This is a genomic window from Streptomyces vulcanius (assembly GCF_042653945.1).
GTDB classification, from domain to species: Bacteria; Actinomycetota; Actinomycetes; order Streptomycetales; family Streptomycetaceae; genus Streptomyces; species Streptomyces mangrovi.
In genome coordinates this window covers 24,373-41,339 of record NZ_JBHSFK010000003.1, presented here as the reverse complement: position 1 = coordinate 41,339, position 16,967 = coordinate 24,373, and the positions used below count along the sequence as shown (strand labels likewise).

At 72.2% G+C, this 16,967-nt stretch carries 14 protein-coding genes; 9 read left to right on the top strand and 5 right to left on the bottom strand.

The features are described from left to right. Positions 1-99: 99 nt before the first annotated feature. Together ACFPIH_RS04940 and ACFPIH_RS04935 are read left to right on the top strand one after the other, a co-directional pair. On the top strand, positions 100-609 hold the full coding sequence (locus ACFPIH_RS04940; RefSeq protein WP_381179749.1) for a pyridoxamine 5'-phosphate oxidase family protein: 510 nt from the start codon (positions 100-102) through the stop codon (positions 607-609). 15 nt (positions 610-624) lie between these two features. Next, positions 625-1,068 carry a VOC family protein gene (locus ACFPIH_RS04935; protein ID WP_381179746.1) on the top strand — a complete coding sequence of 148 codons (444 nt, stop codon included), beginning with the start codon at positions 625-627 and terminating at the stop codon, positions 1,066-1,068. Between the two features lie 74 nt (positions 1,069-1,142). Here the strand turns inward: ACFPIH_RS04935 and glnA are convergent, their stop codons facing one another. Next, the gene (gene glnA, locus ACFPIH_RS04930; protein WP_381179743.1) at positions 1,143-2,504 is read right to left on the bottom strand and encodes a type I glutamate--ammonia ligase; all 1,362 of its coding nucleotides are present in this window, start codon (positions 2,502-2,504) and stop codon (positions 1,143-1,145) included. A gap of 345 nt (positions 2,505-2,849) precedes the next feature. Between glnA and ACFPIH_RS04925 the strand changes: the two genes are divergently transcribed. Then, entirely contained in the window at positions 2,850-3,827 is a 978-nt protein-coding gene (locus ACFPIH_RS04925) for an alpha/beta fold hydrolase (protein ID WP_381179740.1), read from the top strand. Positions 3,828-3,844: 17 nt separating this feature from the next. On the opposite strand, the gene ACFPIH_RS04920 is transcribed toward ACFPIH_RS04925, so the two are convergent. Beyond that, on the bottom strand, positions 3,845-4,744 hold the full coding sequence (locus ACFPIH_RS04920; protein WP_381179737.1) for a MurR/RpiR family transcriptional regulator: 900 nt from the start codon (positions 4,742-4,744) through the stop codon (positions 3,845-3,847). A 121-nt stretch (positions 4,745-4,865) separates the two neighbouring features. Here ACFPIH_RS04920 and ACFPIH_RS04915 point away from each other — a divergent pair, with 121 nt between their 5' ends. From ACFPIH_RS04915 to ACFPIH_RS04890, 6 genes are all read left to right on the top strand, one after another. After that, on the top strand, positions 4,866-6,017 hold the full coding sequence (locus ACFPIH_RS04915; RefSeq protein ID WP_381179734.1) for a C45 family autoproteolytic acyltransferase/hydolase: 1,152 nt from the start codon (positions 4,866-4,868) through the stop codon (positions 6,015-6,017). Positions 6,018-6,083: 66 nt separating this feature from the next. Next, the gene (locus tag ACFPIH_RS04910; protein WP_381179731.1) at positions 6,084-7,757 is read left to right on the top strand and encodes an ABC transporter substrate-binding protein; all 1,674 of its coding nucleotides are present in this window, start codon (positions 6,084-6,086) and stop codon (positions 7,755-7,757) included. A gap of 13 nt (positions 7,758-7,770) precedes the next feature. After that, on the top strand, positions 7,771-8,724 hold the full coding sequence (locus ACFPIH_RS04905; RefSeq protein ID WP_381179728.1) for an ABC transporter permease: 954 nt from the start codon (positions 7,771-7,773) through the stop codon (positions 8,722-8,724). Next, positions 8,721-9,569 carry an ABC transporter permease gene (locus tag ACFPIH_RS04900; RefSeq protein ID WP_381179725.1) on the top strand — a complete coding sequence of 283 codons (849 nt, stop codon included), beginning with the start codon at positions 8,721-8,723 and terminating at the stop codon, positions 9,567-9,569. Before ACFPIH_RS04905 ends, ACFPIH_RS04900 begins: the two co-directional genes overlap by 4 nt. A 5-nt stretch (positions 9,570-9,574) precedes the next feature. Continuing rightward, positions 9,575-10,561 carry an ABC transporter ATP-binding protein gene (locus ACFPIH_RS04895; protein ID WP_381179722.1) on the top strand — a complete coding sequence of 329 codons (987 nt, stop codon included), beginning with the start codon at positions 9,575-9,577 and terminating at the stop codon, positions 10,559-10,561. Continuing rightward, on the top strand, positions 10,558-11,373 hold the full coding sequence (locus ACFPIH_RS04890) for an ABC transporter ATP-binding protein (protein WP_381179720.1): 816 nt from the start codon (positions 10,558-10,560) through the stop codon (positions 11,371-11,373). The genes ACFPIH_RS04895 and ACFPIH_RS04890 overlap by 4 nt, the downstream gene beginning before the upstream one ends. On the opposite strand, the gene ACFPIH_RS04885 is transcribed toward ACFPIH_RS04890, so the two are convergent. The 3 genes from ACFPIH_RS04885 to ACFPIH_RS04875 all read right to left on the bottom strand — a co-directional run bounded on the left by ACFPIH_RS04885 (position 11,363) and on the right by ACFPIH_RS04875 (position 16,844). Further along, entirely contained in the window at positions 11,363-11,902 is a 540-nt protein-coding gene (locus tag ACFPIH_RS04885; RefSeq protein ID WP_381179717.1) for a VOC family protein, read from the bottom strand. The two genes, ACFPIH_RS04890 and ACFPIH_RS04885, sit on opposite strands and share 11 nt — an antisense overlap. Before the next feature lie 86 nt (positions 11,903-11,988). Beyond that, the gene (locus tag ACFPIH_RS04880) at positions 11,989-12,849 is read right to left on the bottom strand and encodes an NlpC/P60 family protein (RefSeq protein WP_381179714.1); all 861 of its coding nucleotides are present in this window, start codon (positions 12,847-12,849) and stop codon (positions 11,989-11,991) included. 137 nt (positions 12,850-12,986) lie between these two features. Next, positions 12,987-16,844 carry an nSTAND1 domain-containing NTPase gene (locus ACFPIH_RS04875; RefSeq protein WP_381179711.1) on the bottom strand — a complete coding sequence of 1,286 codons (3,858 nt, stop codon included), beginning with the start codon at positions 16,842-16,844 and terminating at the stop codon, positions 12,987-12,989. Positions 16,845-16,967: the final 123 nt, after the last annotated feature.

Genomic DNA, 16,967 nt, shown 5'->3' with positions numbered 1-16,967 from the left:
AGTGCCTGCGAGAAGAGCCGGAGCGGCGACCGATGAGTTCGCTGCCCGGACGGGGTCGGTACACCTGGGAGGACACCGGTCGAACCGCTGGGAGGAATCATGCGACGACAACCCGTGGGCGAGCTGGACGAGCGGTACAGCAGCGAGGAGGCCACGGCCCACGACTGGCCGGAGGTGACCGCGCTGCTGGGCTCGGCCGAGCTGTTCTGGATCTCGACGGTACGACCGGAGGGACGGCCGCACGTCACCCCGCTGGCGGCGGTCTGGGCCGACGGGGCGCTGCACTTCGCGACCGGTCCCGACGAGCGCAAGGCGCTCAACCTGGGGCAGAACCCGCAGGTGGTGCTGACGACCGGCACGAACACCTGGGCCGAGGGCCATGACGTCGTCGTCGAGGGCGAAGCGGTGCGGGTGTCGGACGACGGCCGGCTGCGCGAGCTGGCGGCGGCCTGGGAGGCGAAGTACGGGGAGTTCTGGCACTACGAGGTGCGGGACGGCCGCTTCCACCACGGTGCGGGAAATGCCCTCGTCTTCGCGGTGGCGCCACGGACGGTTTTCAGCTTCGGTAAGGGAGAGCCGTTCAGCCAGACGAGATGGCGGTTCGACTGAGAGAAGGGGAACAGCATGCTGTACACGCTCGAAGTGATCCCGCTGCCCGTCAGCGACATCGACCGGGCCCGGGACTTCTACCGCGACCGGGTCGGCTTCCACGTGGACATCGACCAGGAGGTCATGCCGGGCATGCGCATCGTCCAGCTGACGCCCCCGGGCTCCGGCTGTTCCATCGCGCTCGGCGACACCATCTGGGAGACGATGGACGGCCCCCGCCCGGCCCCCGGCTCCTACCAGGGCCTCCAGCTCTGCGTGGCCGACATCAAGGCGGCCCACGCGGAACTGGTCGACCGCGGCCTGGAGATCTCCGAGCCGGTCCAGTACGCACCCGACGACGGCGCGACCTTCATGCACTTCAAGGACCCCGACGGCAACGGCTGGTCCATCCAGGAATACCGCCGCAGAGCGACAGAGCCCCTGCACAAGGTCCTGGCCGACCTGGCCGCAGCCAACTAAGGGGCGCGGGGAACTGCGCGACCAGCCCCCACGAAGGGGAACTCGCCGCACAACCCCCGCCCCCCAGCGGAGCGCTACAGCACAGGCAGGTTCTTCCGCAGCTCGAACGCCGTGACCTCGCTGCGGTACTCCTCCCACTCCTGCCGCTTGTTGCGGAGGAAGAAGTCGAAGACGTGCTCGCCCAGCGTGTCGGCGACGAGGTCGCTGCGTTCCATGAGGGTGAGGGCCTCGCCGAGGTTCTGGGGCAGCGGCTCGATGCCCATCGCGCGGCGCTCGGCGTCGGAGAGGGCCCAGACGTCGTCCTCGGCGCCCGGCGGGAGCTCGTAGCCCTCCTCGACGCCCTTGAGGCCGGCGGCGAGGAGCATGGCGTAGGCCAGGTAGGGGTTCGCGCCGGAGTCGAGGGAGCGGACCTCGATGCGGGCGGATCCGGTCTTGCCGGGCTTGTACATGGGGACGCGGACCAGGGCCGAGCGGTTGTTGTGGCCCCAGCAGATGTAGGAGGGGGCCTCGCCGCCGGCGCCGGCGGTGCGCTCGGAGCCGCCCCAGATGCGCTTGTAGGAGTTGACCCACTGGTTGGTGACGGCGGCGATCTCGGCGGCGTGCTTCAGCAGGCCGGCGATGAAGGAGCGGCCGACCTTGGACAGCTGGTACTCGGCTCCGGACTCGTAGAACGCGTTGCGGTCGCCCTCGAAGAGCGAGAGGTGCGTGTGCATGCCGCTGCCCGGGTGCTCGGAGAACGGCTTGGGCATGAAGGTCGCCTGGACCCCCTGCTCCAGCGCGACCTGCTTCATGACCAGGCGGAACGTCATGATGTTGTCGGCGGTGGACAGCGCGTCGGCGTAGCGGAGGTCGATCTCCTGCTGGCCGGGGGCGCCCTCGTGGTGGGAGAACTCGACCGAGATGCCCATCGACTCCAGCATGGTGATCGCCTGGCGGCGGAAGTCCATGCCCACGTTCTGCGGGGTGTGGTCGAAGTAGCCGGAGTTGTCGGCCGGGGTCGGACGGGAGCCGTCCAGCGGGCGGTCCTTCAGCAGGAAGAACTCGATCTCCGGGTGGGTGTAGAAGGTGAAGCCCAGGTCGGAGGCCTTGGCGAGGGCGCGCTTGAGCACGTAGCGCGGGTCCGCGAAGGACGGGGAGCCGTCCGGCATGAGGATGTCGCAGAACATGCGGGCGGTGCCGGGGGCCTCCGCGCGCCAGGGCAGCACCTGGAAGGTGGACGGGTCGGGCTTGGCGATCATGTCGGACTCGTAGACCCGGGCGAAGCCCTCGATCGCGGAGCCGTCGAAGCCGATACCCTCGTCGAATGCCTGTTCGAGTTCGGCCGGGGCCACGGCGACGGACTTGAGGAAGCCCAGCACGTCCGTGAACCACAGGCGTACGAACCGGATGTCGCGCTCCTCCAAGGTCCGAAGCACGAACTCCTGCTGCTTGTCCATCTTCCGCTTCCCCATCCTTGCTGGTCAGGCCGCCTGTCTCCCGTCCCACGAAAGAGGCGGTCGGGCACCTGAGCATCCCACCACAACACCATTTCGTGCGCGTTGCGGACCATGATCGCCCAAACGACCCCGGGCTGAACGCCTCGCGTCCCGCGGGTGTACTGCTCTGCCGCCCATATTGCCTGCTCGGACTGACATCCGTAATGCCCGACCGCTCCTAGAGACGGGATCAAGGGCCCGCGCGGGTGTTTTGCCGAACCGGCAAGAGGCTTCGCGACCGGCGCGCGACCCCCCGGATCATCGGTGGCACTGCCTACAACTGCTTCGCGAAACCGGGAGGACCCCATGCCGCAGCCGACCGCCCCCGTCCACCGTCTGGTCACCTCACCCGCCGGCCGGACCCATCTCGTGGAGCAGGGCAGCGGACCGCTCGTGCTCCTCGTGCACGGGTTCCCGGAGTCCTGGTACTCCTGGCGCCACCAGCTGCCGGCGCTGGCCGCGGCCGGCTACCGGGCCGTGGCGATCGACGTCCGCGGGTACGGCCGCTCGTCGAAGCCGGCCGCGCTGGAGGAGTACCGGATGCTCGACCTGGTGGCGGACAACGTCGCCGTGGTGGAGGCCCTGGGCGAGCGGTCCGCGGTGATCGTCGGCCACGACTGGGGTGCGACGATCGCCGCCACCTCCGCGCTGGTCAGGCCGGACGTCTTCCGCGCGGTGGGGCTGCTGAGCGTCCCGTACACCCCGCCGGGCGGGCCGAAGCCCAGCGAGGTCTTCGCGCAGATGGGCGGCGGGGAGGAGTTCTATGTCTCCTACTTCCAGCGGCCGGGGCGGGCCGAGGCCGAGATCGAGCCCGACGTGCGCGGCTGGCTCGCCGGTTTCTACGCCGCTCTGTCCGCCGACACCATGCCCGGCCCCGGCGCCCCCGACCCGCACTTCGTCGGCCCCGGCGGAACGCTGCGCGACCGTTTCCCGGCCGGCCGGCTGCCGGCCTGGCTCGACGAGGGCGACCTCGACGTCTACGCCGGTGAGTTCGAGCGCACCGGACTGACCGGAGCGCTGAACCGCTATCGCAGCATGGACCGTGACTGGGCGGACCTGGCCGACTACGCCGGCGCGCCCCTCACCCAGCCGTCGCTCTTCGTCGGGGGCGGCGAGGACGCGTCCACCGTCTGGCTGTCCGACGCGATCGAGGCGTACCCCGGCACCCTCCCCGGCCTCACCGCCTCGCACCTTCTCGACGGCTGCGGCCACTGGATCCAGCAGGAACGGCCCGAGGAGATCAACCGCCTCCTGACCGACTGGCTGGCCTCCCTGAAGGGCTGACGACGGCCACCCGGCCGTCAGCCGCGTCCCGGCCCCAGCAACTGCCCCCGCAGCGCGTCCAGTTGATGCGCGTGCTCGACCGCTGACGTCTCGTCGAGGGTGGTGAGGGCCAGCAGCAGTACGTCCGCGACGACGAGGCTGGTCAGCGCCTCACTGGTGTTCCCGGTGGGGGTGTAGGGCGCGAGGAGGACCGCCTCCACCCGCCCCTCGAACGCCTCGCTCAGTTCGTCGGTGACGAAGACGACCCGGGCGCCGACCGCGCGGGCCCGCTCCACCAGGACGGTGAGTTCGGGCAGCCGTCGTCCCGGCTGGAAGATCACCACCGCGTCGCCCTGGCCGAGGGAGAGCAGCTGGTCGGCGAGGCCGAACCCGGTCTCGCCGACGAAGCGGGCCCGGTGGCCGATGCGGCCCAGGGCGCGGGCGAGGTGGCGGGCGGCGAGTTCGCACGCGGCGACGCCGTAACAGAGCACCTCACGGGCCTCGGCGAGCACCGTGACCGCCCGTTCGAGGGCGTCGGTGTCGACGAGCCGCCGGCACTGGTCGATGCACTCCTGCGTCTCGTCGAAGACGTCCGTCCAGATCTTGCCGAGGTCCTTGCCGACGTGCGCGATGCGCTGGGCCAGCCGGACGTCGGGGGCCTGCCCCGCGGTGAAGTCGGCGGCCAGTTCCCGCTTGAGGGCAGGCAGACCGGCATACCCGAGGCGCTGGAGCGCGCGGACGACCGTGGCGTTGCTGGTGCCGCTGGCCGTGCCCAGTTCCTGGGTGCTGGCGAACATCACCTGCTCGACCGGGGCGCTGACCAGGTACTGGGCGACGGTCCGCTCGGACGCGGACAGCTCGTCCCACTGGTCGCGGACGGTGGCTCTGAGGCGGGTGAGGCCTCCTGGGGCGGCACTGCCCGTTCGTGAAATATCCATTACGCCTCTTGACTCCCGCGGTACCGGCGTTACGCTGCTGAACAATTCATTCCGGAGACATGAACTTTCGGAACGAATGTTACAGACTCTACGCCCGCGAGCCCCGTCGAGGAGCCTCACCATGAAACGCAGCCTTCCGGTCGTCGAGATCTCCGGGACCCCGTCCCAGCGAGGCCGGCAGTACGGAGAGGCCGTGGCACCCCAGCTGGAAGCCTCGCTCGCGTACTACGCGGAGGCCTTCGGCTCGTCCTCGGGCCTGACCTGGGAGCAGGTCACCGCACGGGCCGCCCGCTGGCTGGCGCCCGTGCGCGACTACGCGCCCCACCTGCTGGAGGAGATGCAGGGCATCGCCGACGCGGCCGGGCTCGGCCTGCTCGACGTACTGGCGCTCAACGCCCGCGGCGAGGTCATCTACGACGGCTCCTTCGCCCGTATGCAGGTGCAGGACGCGGCACCGGAAGAACCCGCCGAGGGCTGCACCTCCTTCGCCGCCTACGGACCGGCCAGCGGGGACGGCCATGTCTGGGCCGGGCAGAACTGGGACTGGCGGGCGGGCGTCGCCGACACCGTCGTCATGCTGCGGATCGTCCAGCCGCCCAAGCCCACCCTGATCATGCAGGTGGAGGCCGGCCAGATCGGCCGCCAGGGCGCCAGCTCCGCCGGGATCGCGCTCAACGCCAACGGCCTCGGCGGCCGGTTCGACGACACCGTGGGACTGCCGCAGACCGTGATCCGGCGCAGCGTCCTGGACCAGCCGAGCATCACCGACGCGCTGAACGTGCTGTGCCGCACCCGCGCCCATATCGCCAGCAACGCCCTGCTGACCTGCCGTGAGGGCTTCGCCGTGGACATCGAGACCACCCCGGCGGGCCACGGCTGGCTCTATCCGGACGCCGGGCTGCTGGTGCACGGCAACCACTACCAGGCCGGTGTCCCCGCCGCCCTCGCCGCCGGTTACCGGCCGCTGTCCCCCGACTCGCTGGTCCGCGTACCCCGCGCCGAGGACGGTCTGCGGCTGCTGCGCGAGTCGGGCGGCCCCGACGAGTCCCGCAAGCTGATCAAGCAGGCGATGTCCGACCACCTCGGCTTCCCGGAGTCGCTGTGCACCCACGCCGACCCGCGCGAGCCCGAGCTCAAGCACTGGCAGACGCTGGTCTCCTCCTGCGTGGACCTCACCACGGGCGACTACCACGCCACGGCCGGCACCCCGTGCGACCACGAGTACCAGCACCTGCCCTGGAACCTCTACGACGGCCCCCACGCCCTCAACTGATCCCTGCGCCCCCCACATGCCGAGGCTCCCCGCCCACCCCTCATCACTCCGCCCAGGAGCACCGCCATGAAGTTCACGCCCTCGATCACGTCCCGGCCCTCCGCCGGACTCAGGTCCTCGCTCACCGCCGCCGGCCTGGCCGGCGTGCTGGCCCTCACCGCCGCGTGCAGCGGCGCCGACACCGGTTCGGCCGCGGGCGCCGGCGGCGTCGACGTGTCGAAGCTGAAGCTCAGTCCCACCACGCCCGCGGCCACGGGCGCCGTCGACTCGGTGAACTGGCTGCTCGAGGACGAGCCCGAGTCCCTCGACCTCGACACCCAGGGCGGCAGCGCCGGCCGGACCGTCCTCGGCAACGTCTGCGAGCGCCTCTACCAGCTCCAGCCCGACATGTCCGTACAGCCCTCCCTCGTCGCGAAGGAGACCAGGCCGGACGACACGACGCTCGTCCTGACCCTGCGGGACGACGTCACCTTCCACGACGGTTCGAAGATGACGGCCGACGACGTCCTCTACAGCCTGAAGCGGCACGCCGATCCGCAGATGGAACAGTCCGACGAGTTCGAGGGCGTCAGCGCGATGCGCAAGACCGGCGCCGACGAGATCACCATCACCTTCAAGCAGCCCGACGCCCTGTTCACCAAGGCGCTCGCGGGCGACGCCGGGCTCGTCTACCGGAAGGCGCAGGTCGAGAAGGAGGGCCGGGACTTCGGTACGCCGGGGCAGGCCGACGCGTGCTCGGGGCCGTACGAACTGACCGGCTGGAAGTCCGGCGACTCGATCACGCTCACCCGCTTCGACGGCTACCGGGGCAAGAAGCCGCTGGTGAAAAAGGTCGTCTTCCGGTGGGCCCAGGACAGCGCGGCGGTCAACGCGCTGAGCACCGGGGCCGCCGACGGCGCCTACCTCGACACCGTCACCTCGGCCTCCGCCCTGCGCGGGAAGAAGGGCCTCGCCCAGTACTACGGCCCGAGCACCGCCACCCTCGCGCTGATCCCCACCGAGCGCGGCGGACTCGCCGACCCCGACATCCGCCGGGCGCTGTCCCTGACCCTCGACCGCGCGGGCATCGCCAGGTCCGGCTACGGCGGGCTCGTCGAACCCTGGGCCACCCCCGTCGGCTCGGGCGCCTGGGGCTACGAGAAGGCGGCGTTCGAAGCCGCGCAGAAGGAGCTCACCGGCGCCCCCGCCCAGCCCTCCGCCGACGACCTCACGGAGGCGAAGAAGCTCGTCAAGAACGCGAAGTCCGTTCCCGACGAGCCCATCGTGATCGGCACGGACAGCACCCAGGGCCGGCTGGTCATCGCCAACGCCGTACGCGCCGCCCTGACCCGGCTCGGGCTGAAGGCGCAGATCAAGACCGTGCCGGCCGCGCAGTACGGGGAGTTCTACGGGGACAAGGAGGCCCGTGCCGACATCGACGTCCTGGTCGCCGACTGGTACATCTCCAAGAGCGACCCGGTCGGTTTCTACGACAACGCGCTCTCCGACAGCTCCAACAACTGGGTGGGCTTCAAGAGCGCCGACTACGACGCCAAGGTCGGGCAGGCCGTGCGGACGATCGACGACAAGCAGCGCGCCGCGCTGGTCGTGGACGTCGAGCGGCAGTTCGCCGAGGCCGCGGTGTGGATCCCCGTCGCCCAGATGCCGACCGTGCTCGTCATGAGCGACAAGCTGACCGGCCCGCGCTCCTCCATGGCCTATCTCTACTCGCCCTGGGCCGCAGAACTCGGCGCCAAGTAAGGATCCGGAACAGATGATCGTCGCACTTGGACGGCGGCTCGCCGGCCTCGCGGCCACCCTGCTGGCGGCGTCCTTCGTGATCTTCGCCGCCGTGTACGCCGCCCCCGGCGACCCCGCCGTCTTCCTGGCCGGGGGCCGCGACAAGCTCACCCCCGAGCGGCTGGCCACCGTACGGGCGCAGTACCACCTCGACGAGCCCCTGGTGGTCCAGTACGGCCGCTGGCTGTGGGACTGCCTCCATCTCGACCTCGGCCGCTCCTTCCAGTACGGCGACCAGGTCTCGGACCTGCTGGCCGCCCGCTTCCCCACGACCCTCGCCCTGGTCGCCTACGCCACGGTCCTCTTCGTCGTCCTCGGGGTCGGCGCCGGCGTCCTGGCCGCCGTACGGCGTGGCACCTGGGTCGACTCGGCGGTCACCGGCGGCACCACCCTCACCGCGTCCGTGCCGTCCTTCGTCGGCGGGATCGCCCTGGTCGCCGTCTTCGGCGTGCAGCTGGGCTGGTTCCCGGTGACGGGCGGCGGCGAGGGCTTCGGCGGCACCCTGCACCATCTGACCCTGCCCGCCGTGGCCATGGCGCTGGGCGCGCTCGCCGTCGTCAGCCGGGTCACCCGGCAGGCGATGGCGGACGCGGACGCCGCCGACCACGTGGCCGTCGCCCGTGCCGCCGGACTGCCCGAGCGGGAGATCGTCCGCCGGCATGTGCTGCGCAACGCGCTCGGCCCGATCGTCACCATGTGCGGTCTGGTCACCGCGGGCATGCTCGCCGGGACGGTGGCCGTCGAAACGGTGTTCGGCATCAGTGGCATCGGCACGCTGCTGGTCGGCGCGGTCAACAGTCACGACTTCCCGGTCGCGCAGGCCGTCCTGCTGGTGATGGTCACCTCGTACGTCGTCGTCACGACCGTCGTCGACCTGGTGCACCCGCTGCTCGACCCGCGTCTGAAGAGCCTGAGGAGCCCCGCATGACCACCGTGCCCGCAGTGCCCCTGGGCGGTGTCCTGCCCGTCCGTCGCCCCTGGGGTGTGTGGATCGCCGGGAGCGTGCTCGTGCTCGTGGTGCTCGCCGCGCTCCTCGCGCCGCTGCTCGCGCCGTACGCGCCGGACGCCATCGACCTGTCGTCCTCGCTGGCCGGCACCACCGGCGCCCACCCGCTCGGCACCGACGCCTCGGGCCAGGATCTGCTCTCCCGGGTGCTGTACGGCGCCCGCACCAGCCTGGTCGCGCCGGTGCTGCTGCTTCTGCTCGCCGCCGCGATCGGCGTCACCCTCGGCACGCTCGCCGCCTGGCGCGGCGGCTGGGTCGACGCGTTCGTCTCCCGGATCACCGACGTCATGTACGCCTTCCCGGGGCTGCTGTTCGTCGTCCTGGTCATCGCCGTGTTCGGCACGGGTATGACCACGTCCGTGGTCGCGCTCGGGCTGGCGTTCGCGCCGACGATCGCGAAGTACACCCGCAGTGTCGCCCTGGCCGAACGGTCCAAGCCGTACATCGACGCGTACCGGGTGATGGGCATGGGCGGGCTGCGGATCTGCGTGGGCCATCTCGTGCCCAACCTGGCCCGCTCGATCGTCGGCTACCTGGTGGTGCTGTTCGGTGAGTCCCTGATGAGCCTGGCCACGCTCAGCTATCTGGGCTTCGGCGCGCAACCGCCCAGCTCCGACTGGGGGTTGATGGTGCAGGAGGGGCAGGCCGCCATCGTGCAGGGCGCGTTGCTGCCCGCGCTGGTGCCGGGTACCGCCATCGCCGCGGTGGTCGTGGCCTTCAACGTCGTCGGCGTACGGGCCGCCGACCGACTCGGCACCAGGAGGTAGCCGCCATGCTGCTCGACATAGAGAACCTGACCCTGTTGCTGCCCGGCGCGGCCCGCCCGCTCCTCGCGGACGTGTCCCTGAAGGTCGCCAGCGGTGAAGTCGTGGGCCTGGTCGGCGAGTCCGGCTCGGGCAAGTCGACCACCGCGAAGGCCGCGCTGCGCATCCTCCCGGACGGGGTGACCGCCGAGGGGCGGGTCCGGGTCGACGGCGAGGACGTCCTGGCCATGACCGGCGCACGGCTGCGCGAACACCGGGCCCGGACCGTCGCCATGGTCCACCAGGATCCCCGCTCGGCCCTCAACCCCGTACGCCGTATCGGCGACTTCCTCGTCGAACGGCTGGTCCGCACCGGGTCCACCGACCGGCGCGACGCGCGAGCCCGCGCCGTCGAACTGCTCGGCTCGGTCGGCCTGCCCGACCCCGAGCGGCATGTACGGCAGCACCCGCACGAGCTCTCCGGCGGCATGCTGCAACGCGTCGTCATCGCCGGTGCGCTGGCCGCCGAGCCCCGGCTGCTGCTCGCCGACGAGGCCACCAGCGCGCTGGACGTCACCACTCAGGCGGACATCCTCGCCCTGCTGCGCACCCTGCGCGAACAGCGGGAGCTGGGGCTGCTGTTCATCACCCACGACCTGCATCTGGCCGCCGCCTACTGCGACCGCGTGTACGTCATGTACGCGGGCCGGGTCGTCGAGGAGCAGCAGGCCGAGCGGCTGTTCGGGCACGCGCGACACCCGTACACCCAGGGGCTGTTGGAGTGCTCTCCCGAACTGGGCGACACCTCCCGCGTGCTGCGCCCGATCCCGGGCCGGCCGCCGTCCCTCGCGGACGGCTTTACCGGCTGCCCCTTCGCGGACCGCTGCCCGCACACCGAGTCCGCCTGCGAGACCTGGCAGCCGGAAGCGCTGTCCCTCCAGGACGGCGGTACGGCGGCCTGCCGACGCGTTCATGACCGACGACCGGCCGCCGAGGCCACCGGGAGGACACGGTGAACGACAACCCGCCGCTGCTTGTCGTGGACGCCGTCCGCAAGACCTACCGGCTGCCGGGAGGGGGCCGGCTGACCGCCGCCGACAAGGTGTCCTTCACCGTGCCCGGCGGCGGCTCCCTCGGCATCGTGGGCGAGTCCGGGTCGGGCAAGAGCACGGTCGCCCGGATGCTGGTCGGGCTGATCCGGCCGGACGCGGGCACGGTCGCGGTCGACGGCCGTGAGCGGGGCCAGGCCCGGCGCGCGGGGCGTCGGGGGCGGCTGGCGCGGGCCCGTGAGATCCAGATGGTCTTCCAGGACCCCTATCTCTCCCTGGACCCGCGTCTGACGTCCGGTCAATGTCTGCGCACCGCACTCCGGTTGCACGATCACCCGGCCGTGGACGCCCGGGTCACGGAACTCCTCGACCAAGTCGGCCTGGGCGCCCGGGAGTCGGACGCCCGCCCCCATGAACTCTCCGGCGGTCAGCGGCAGCGTCTCGCCATCGCGCGGGCGCTCGCCGTCGACCCGCGGATCCTCGTCCTCGACGAGGCGGTGGCCGCGCTGGACGTGTCCATCCAGGCGCAGATCCTCCAACTCCTCGGTGAGGTACGGCAGGACACCGGCGTGGCTCTCGTCTTCGTCAGCCACGACCTGGCCGTGGTACGGCACATCACGGACGAGACAATGGTCATGCGCCGGGGCACGGTCGTCGAACAGGGCCCGACCGAGCGGGTGTTGGGAGCACCCGAGCACGACTACACCCGCCGCCTGCTGGCCTCCGTACCGCACGAGGGCTGGGACCCGGCGGACGCGCGGCAGCCGGTCACGTCCTGACGGGCGGGCTGCCGTGGCCGTCACGGCGCCCGCCCAGCTCGGCGTCGAGGGTCTCCTGGGCCACCCGCATGGCCTCGGCGTAGCGGGGTTCCCTCAGCCGCTTCCACATCTCGTCCTCGGGAACGTCCTCGACATGGCTGACCACCCACCAGATGTTGCCGAAGGGATCCCGGATCCGCCCTCCCCGATTTCCGAAGGCGTCGTCGGCCAAGGGGGTGACCACCCGGCCGCCGGTCTCGACGGCCCGGGCGACCGCCGTGTCCGCGTCGGGGACGTACACCCGCAGCAGACTCGGCAGGACGGGCCAGTCCGCGTGCCGGTCGAAGGCGAGTACGACGGTGTCGCCCACCCGGATCTCCCCGTGGCCGATCAGCCCGTCCTCGGTCGGCACCCGCCCGAGCTCCTCGCCGCCGAAGGCATGCGTGACGAAGTCGAGAAACGCGCCGGTGTCGTCGGTGACGACCCAGGGCGCGACGGTGGTGCAGCCCGCCGGCGCGCCGCTGGTCTGTTTCTGTTCCTGCTCTGCCATGGCGGCGGTCCTTTCGCTGCTGTCAACTGCCCCAGCTCCGACGCCAGGCGCGAAACAGGTCCGCCGCCGTCCTACTGGGGCACGGGTCAGGTGCAGGTGGGCACCCCTTCCAGCCAGGCGGGTCCCTTGATGTAGATGTTGGTCATCCATGCCCTGTAGTCGGGCAGGTAGGACCAGGCGTCGTTGGTGTAGCCGTCGGAGGTGACCAGTTCCGCGTGCTTCTGGCACTGGACGCGGATGGTCGTCGACTGCGGGAAGGCGTAGACGCGGGCGGCGCCGACGGAGGGTGCCGCCTTGGTCCACACGCCGGTGCCCCAGGTCTGGAAGACATGGCCGGTCACCGCGCCGGTGTTGACGCGCAGCGCCCCGAAGTAGTCGCCGTTCAGCCGGACGTCGCTGACCATGAGTTTCGTGCCGGACTGCCGGGCCTCGACCATCTTGCCCGCGCCCAGGTAGATGGCGATGTGGTGCAGGTTCTGCGAGGTGCCCCAGGCCAGCAGGTCGCCCGGCAGCAGCGGGGCGGTCCCCTGGTCGGCGGTGAAGCGCTCTGCGGCGCGGTGCGTGTAGTACTGGGTGCTGGCGACCCCGTTGAGGATGTCCGACCCGGCGGCCTGGGCGTAGGCGTACCGGACCAGCCCGGAGCAGTCGAAGCCGAGCCGTTCGGGGTCGTGCTCGCTGGCCGGGTCGGTGGGGTCCACCTGCCCGTAGGTGGCGCCGGGCTGCGCGCCGTGCCCGCCGCCCCAGGTGTACCAGACGCCCGCCGTGACCTGTGCGCAGGCCGCGGCGACGGCCCGCTCGGCCGCCGGGGAGGCGCCCGGCGCCAGGACCGCGCACTCGCCGTCGGCGGCGGCGCGGGCGGGAGCGGCCGCGAGGGCGCTCCCGGGCGTCCAGAGGACGAACGTCAGTAAAGCGATGAGTAGGCCGATGAGACCGGTCCGGCGCACCATGCCAGAACCCCCGTTTCTTCTGGTTTGCTTCCGGTGACAACCTGCGGCACCGGGGCCCACGTCGTCGAGCCCCCGGCCCGCGCCTGTCGAAAAGGCAACGGGAAACCCTTGGGAAACCCCCGCCCACCAGGGGCGTTCTAACATCCCGTCACGTGCGCGGACAGCCTCAGCCGGCAGATCGCGGTGAACCGTCCGGACACGTCCAGGTCCCACAGCCGTGCGGTCCCGTCGTTGCTGCTGCTGGCCACCGTCCGCCCGTCCGGGGCGAAGGCGATGCCCCACACGGCGTTCGTGTGGCCGGTCAGCGTGGCCCAGGGCCGCCGTCCGGCCACGTCCCACAGCCGCACCGTACGGTCGCTGCCACTGCTGGCCAGCCGCCGGCCGTCGGGGGAGAACGCGATACCGCGCACCGAGCCGGTGTGGCCGCGCAGCACCGCGACGGAGCGGTGCCCGCGGACGTCCCACAGGCGTACGGTCCCGTCGTTGCCGCTGCTCGCCAGCGCGTGGCCGTCCGGGCTGAACGCCACCCCCCGTACCGCGCCGGTGTGCCCGGTGAGCGTGGCCAGCGGCCGGCGCCGCGCCACGTCCCACAGCCGTACCGTCAGATCGTCGCCCGCGCTCGCGAGGGTGCGCCCGTCGGGGCTGAAGGTGACATCGTTGGCGAAGTCCGTGTGTCCGGTGAGGGTGGCCAGCCGGCGGCGGGTGGCGACGTCCCACAGCCGCACCGTGCGGTCGGCGCCCGCCGACGCCAGCAGGGCGCCGTCCGGGGAGAACGCCACCGCGAACACGTCCCCGTGATGGCCGGTGAGCGTGTCGAGGAGGCGGTGCCCGGCCACGTCCCACAGCCGGACCGTGCCGTCGGAACCGGCCGAGGCGAGCGTCCGCCCGTCGGGCGCGAACGCCACCGAGAACACGGCCGCGCGATGCCCCCGCAGGGTCGCGACGGCCCGGCGGCGCGCCACGTCCCACAGCCGCACGGTGTGATCGGTGTCGGCGGTCGCCAGCAGTCTTCCGTCGGGGCTGTAGGCGGACTGCCAGACCTCGGTGAACGGACGGGCCGTCAGCACCGATCCCCGCAGGTCCCACAGCACCACCGACTGGTCGAACCCGGCGGTGGCGAGCATCGTCCCGTCGGCGTTCACGGCCACCCCCATCGTGTAGTCGGTGTGGCCGGTGAGCGTCAGCGTCTGCATCCCGCTGCGCACGTCCCACAGCCGGGTCGTGCCGTCCCCGCCCGCGCTGACGACCGTGGCGCCGTCCGGGGTGTAGGCGACCGCGTTGATGTCGTCGCTGTGCCCGGTCAGGACCGCGGTCGTCCGGCGCCGGGCCACGTCCCACAGCCGTACGGTCCGGTCGGCTCCCCCGCTGGCCAGGCTCCGCCCGTCCGGCGCGAACGCCACGCCCAGCACGGCGTCGGTGTGCCCCCTGAGCACGGCCGGCGGCCGGTCGCCCACCGTGTCCCACAGCCGTACGGTCCCGTCGGCGCCGGCCGACACCAGGGTCCGGCCGTCCGGGGCGTACGCCAGCGCGTCGACGTTCCCGATGTGACCGGTGAAGGACGCGACGCGGCGCCCCCCGTCGGTGTCCCACACCTGGACCGTTCCGTCGCCCGCCGCGACGGCCAGCCTGCCGCCCCGGGGGTCGAAGGCCACGGCCCGGGCGTCCTCGGTACTCGTCGGCAGCACCGCCCTCACCCGGTGGCCGGCCACGCTCCACACCCGTACGGGCGCGTCCATGGCGCCGGCCGCGAGCGTACGGCCGTCGGGGCTGAAGGCGACCGACCGCACCTGGCCGGGCACCCTGAACGTGGCCGTCGTACGGCGGTCGGCGAGCCGTCGCAGCGTCACCGAGCCGTCCGAACTGCCCGTCGCCAGCGTTCTGCCGTCGGGCGCGAACGTCACCGTGTTGACCGGCCCCCGGAACCCGCCGAACCGGGCCGAGAAGGGCTGCGCCTGGGTGCTCAGCAGGGCACCGCGCGCCTCGGGCGTCGCCTGGGAGCGGTAGGCCTCCTCGGCGAGCAGCATCGAGGCCTCGGGCTGACCGGCGGCCAGGGACGTGGACTGCGCGGCGAGCGCCCGGGAGCGGGCGATCCGCTCCTGGTGCAGCGCGCCCGAGCGCTGCTGGTACGCCAGGCCTCCCGCCATGACGGCGAGGGCCAGCAGCACCACCAGCGTGGCCAGCGTGCCCTGCCGGAGCCGGACCTGCCGCCGGGCCTGCCGCTGCCGGTCGGCCTCCTCGGCCCGGCTCGCCCGCAGGAACGCCTCCTCCTGCGCGCCGAGCCGGCTCCGCCCGGCCGTCTCCTCGGCCTCCTCGGCCCACGCGCGGACGGTGTCCAGGCGGGTGCCCCGGTAGAGGGCGGACGGATCGCGGCCCTCGCGCTCCCACTCTTCGGCGGCGTGGGCGAGTTGCTGGTGGATCAGCAGTCCGGCCCGGTCGGCGTCGATCCAGCCGCGCAGCCGGGGCCAGGCGTGCAGCAGGGCCTCGTGGGCGATCTCGACGGTGTCCCGGTCGGCGGTGATCAGCCGGGCCCGCACGAAGGCGTCCAGGGCGGCCGTGGCACCGTCCGCGTCGGCGAGCCGCTCCATCAGCGCGGCCCGGCTCATCCGGCACCGGGTCGGTCCGGTGCCGTCGGCGACATGGACCAGGCGCACCAGGATCCGGCGGATCGTCTGCTGCTCGACCGGGTACAGGCGTGCGAACACGTTCTCCGCGGTCCGCGCGACCGCGCCCCGGATCCCGCCGGTGCGCTCGTACCCGGCGACGGTCAGGGTGGCGCCCTCGCGCCACTGCCAGGTGGTCAGCAGCGCGTGGGAGATCAGCGGCAGCGCACCGGAAGGTGTCACGTCCGGCGGGGTGCCCGACCCGTCGCCGGGCAGTCCCTCCGGTTCGTCGCGCAGGCCCGCGTCCCGCAGCAGCAGGGGGACGAGACCCGACTCCAGGGTGAGTCCGGCGAGTTCGGCGGGGCGGGTGATCGCCTCCCGCAGTCCAGCCACGGACATCGGGGACAGCACGAACAGCCCGTCGGTGAACACCGGGGCCAGTTCGGGGAGTTCGAGGCAGCCGCCGGACAGGTCGGCCCGTACGCCGAGGACCACGACGGCGGGTTCGTGGCCGGAGCCCGACGGGCGGGACGTCGACACGGCGCACAGCACCCGGACGAAGGCCCGCCGTTCGTCCTCGTCGGAGCAGAGGGTGAACAACTCCTCGAACTGGTCGACGAGCAGCACCGGACGCACCGGCGGGGGCCGTCTGTCCGCGCCGCCAGGTGCGCTGTCGTCCGCCGTACGCCGCCTCACCGCCTCCAGCAGGACCTCGGGCCGTTCCCGCAACTGCCGTACGGTGACGCCGAGATCGCCGTCCAGAGCCTTCGCGACGCTGGTCAGCAGCTCCTCCAGCGGATGTGCGGTGGGGGTGAACGCCACCACCGGCCACCGCTCGGCACCCGGCATCGGGAAGCCGCCCGGGTTCCGGAAGGCCGGTACGAGACCGGCGTTGAGCAGGGACGACTTGCCGGCACCGGAAGGGGCGACGACCATCAGGGGCCCGCTGCCGATCCGTTCGAAGACCCGCTCGACCAGTGCGGCGGTGGCCCGCTCACGGCCGAAGAACCACCCGGCGTCCCGCGCGGTGAACGCCGACAGACCCCGGTAGGGACAGACACCGTCGAACGACGTCGGCCGCCCGGCCTGCGGGTCTCCCTCCGGGGCGTTCTCGGCCAGCAGTCCGAGCAGTCCGCCCTCGGCACGCAGGATCTGGTCGCACCGGCGGGCGACATCGACGGTGGCCCGCTTCGCACCCGTCTCGATCTTGCTCAGATAGCCCTTGCTGTAGTGCGCCTGCCGGGCCAGGTCGGCGAGCGACAGCCCGCGCTGTCGGCGGAGTCTTCTCAGCTGGGCGGGGAAGGCCGGAACAGCGCCGTCCGTCGGTTCCGGTTCAGGTCGGTCGCCGGTGTACCGCTGCTCCCCCACCACGTCCCCCCGGGGTGTCGTGCGCATAAGCCGTGAAACAGGCGATGCACAGACTACTGCCGGGGTATGACGGTCGATCAGCCTTTCGCCGGTGTGGCGGAAACACGGACTTCCGGAACCGCGGTGGCGGTTCCGGAAGTTCCCCCGTGC

Excerpts from the sequence above, each read along its gene's own strand:
- ACFPIH_RS04940 (WP_381179749.1), top strand. The coding sequence starts at position 100 with ATGCGACGACAACCCGTGGGCGAGCTGGACGAGCGGTACAGCAGCGAG.
- ACFPIH_RS04935 (WP_381179746.1), top strand. The coding sequence starts at position 625 with ATGCTGTACACGCTCGAAGTGATCCCGCTGCCCGTCAGCGACATCGAC.
- glnA (WP_381179743.1), bottom strand. The coding sequence starts at position 2,504 with ATGGACAAGCAGCAGGAGTTCGTGCTTCGGACCTTGGAGGAGCGCGAC.
- ACFPIH_RS04925 (WP_381179740.1), top strand. The coding sequence starts at position 2,850 with ATGCCGCAGCCGACCGCCCCCGTCCACCGTCTGGTCACCTCACCCGCC.
- ACFPIH_RS04920 (WP_381179737.1), bottom strand. The coding sequence starts at position 4,744 with ATGGATATTTCACGAACGGGCAGTGCCGCCCCAGGAGGCCTCACCCGC.
- ACFPIH_RS04915 (WP_381179734.1), top strand. The coding sequence starts at position 4,866 with ATGAAACGCAGCCTTCCGGTCGTCGAGATCTCCGGGACCCCGTCCCAG.
- ACFPIH_RS04910 (WP_381179731.1), top strand. The coding sequence starts at position 6,084 with ATGAAGTTCACGCCCTCGATCACGTCCCGGCCCTCCGCCGGACTCAGG.
- ACFPIH_RS04905 (WP_381179728.1), top strand. The coding sequence starts at position 7,771 with ATGATCGTCGCACTTGGACGGCGGCTCGCCGGCCTCGCGGCCACCCTG.
- ACFPIH_RS04900 (WP_381179725.1), top strand. The coding sequence starts at position 8,721 with ATGACCACCGTGCCCGCAGTGCCCCTGGGCGGTGTCCTGCCCGTCCGT.
- ACFPIH_RS04895 (WP_381179722.1), top strand. The coding sequence starts at position 9,575 with ATGCTGCTCGACATAGAGAACCTGACCCTGTTGCTGCCCGGCGCGGCC.
- ACFPIH_RS04885 (WP_381179717.1), bottom strand. The coding sequence starts at position 11,902 with ATGGCAGAGCAGGAACAGAAACAGACCAGCGGCGCGCCGGCGGGCTGC.
- ACFPIH_RS04880 (WP_381179714.1), bottom strand. The coding sequence starts at position 12,849 with ATGGTGCGCCGGACCGGTCTCATCGGCCTACTCATCGCTTTACTGACG.
- ACFPIH_RS04875 (WP_381179711.1), bottom strand. The coding sequence starts at position 16,844 with ATGCGCACGACACCCCGGGGGGACGTGGTGGGGGAGCAGCGGTACACC.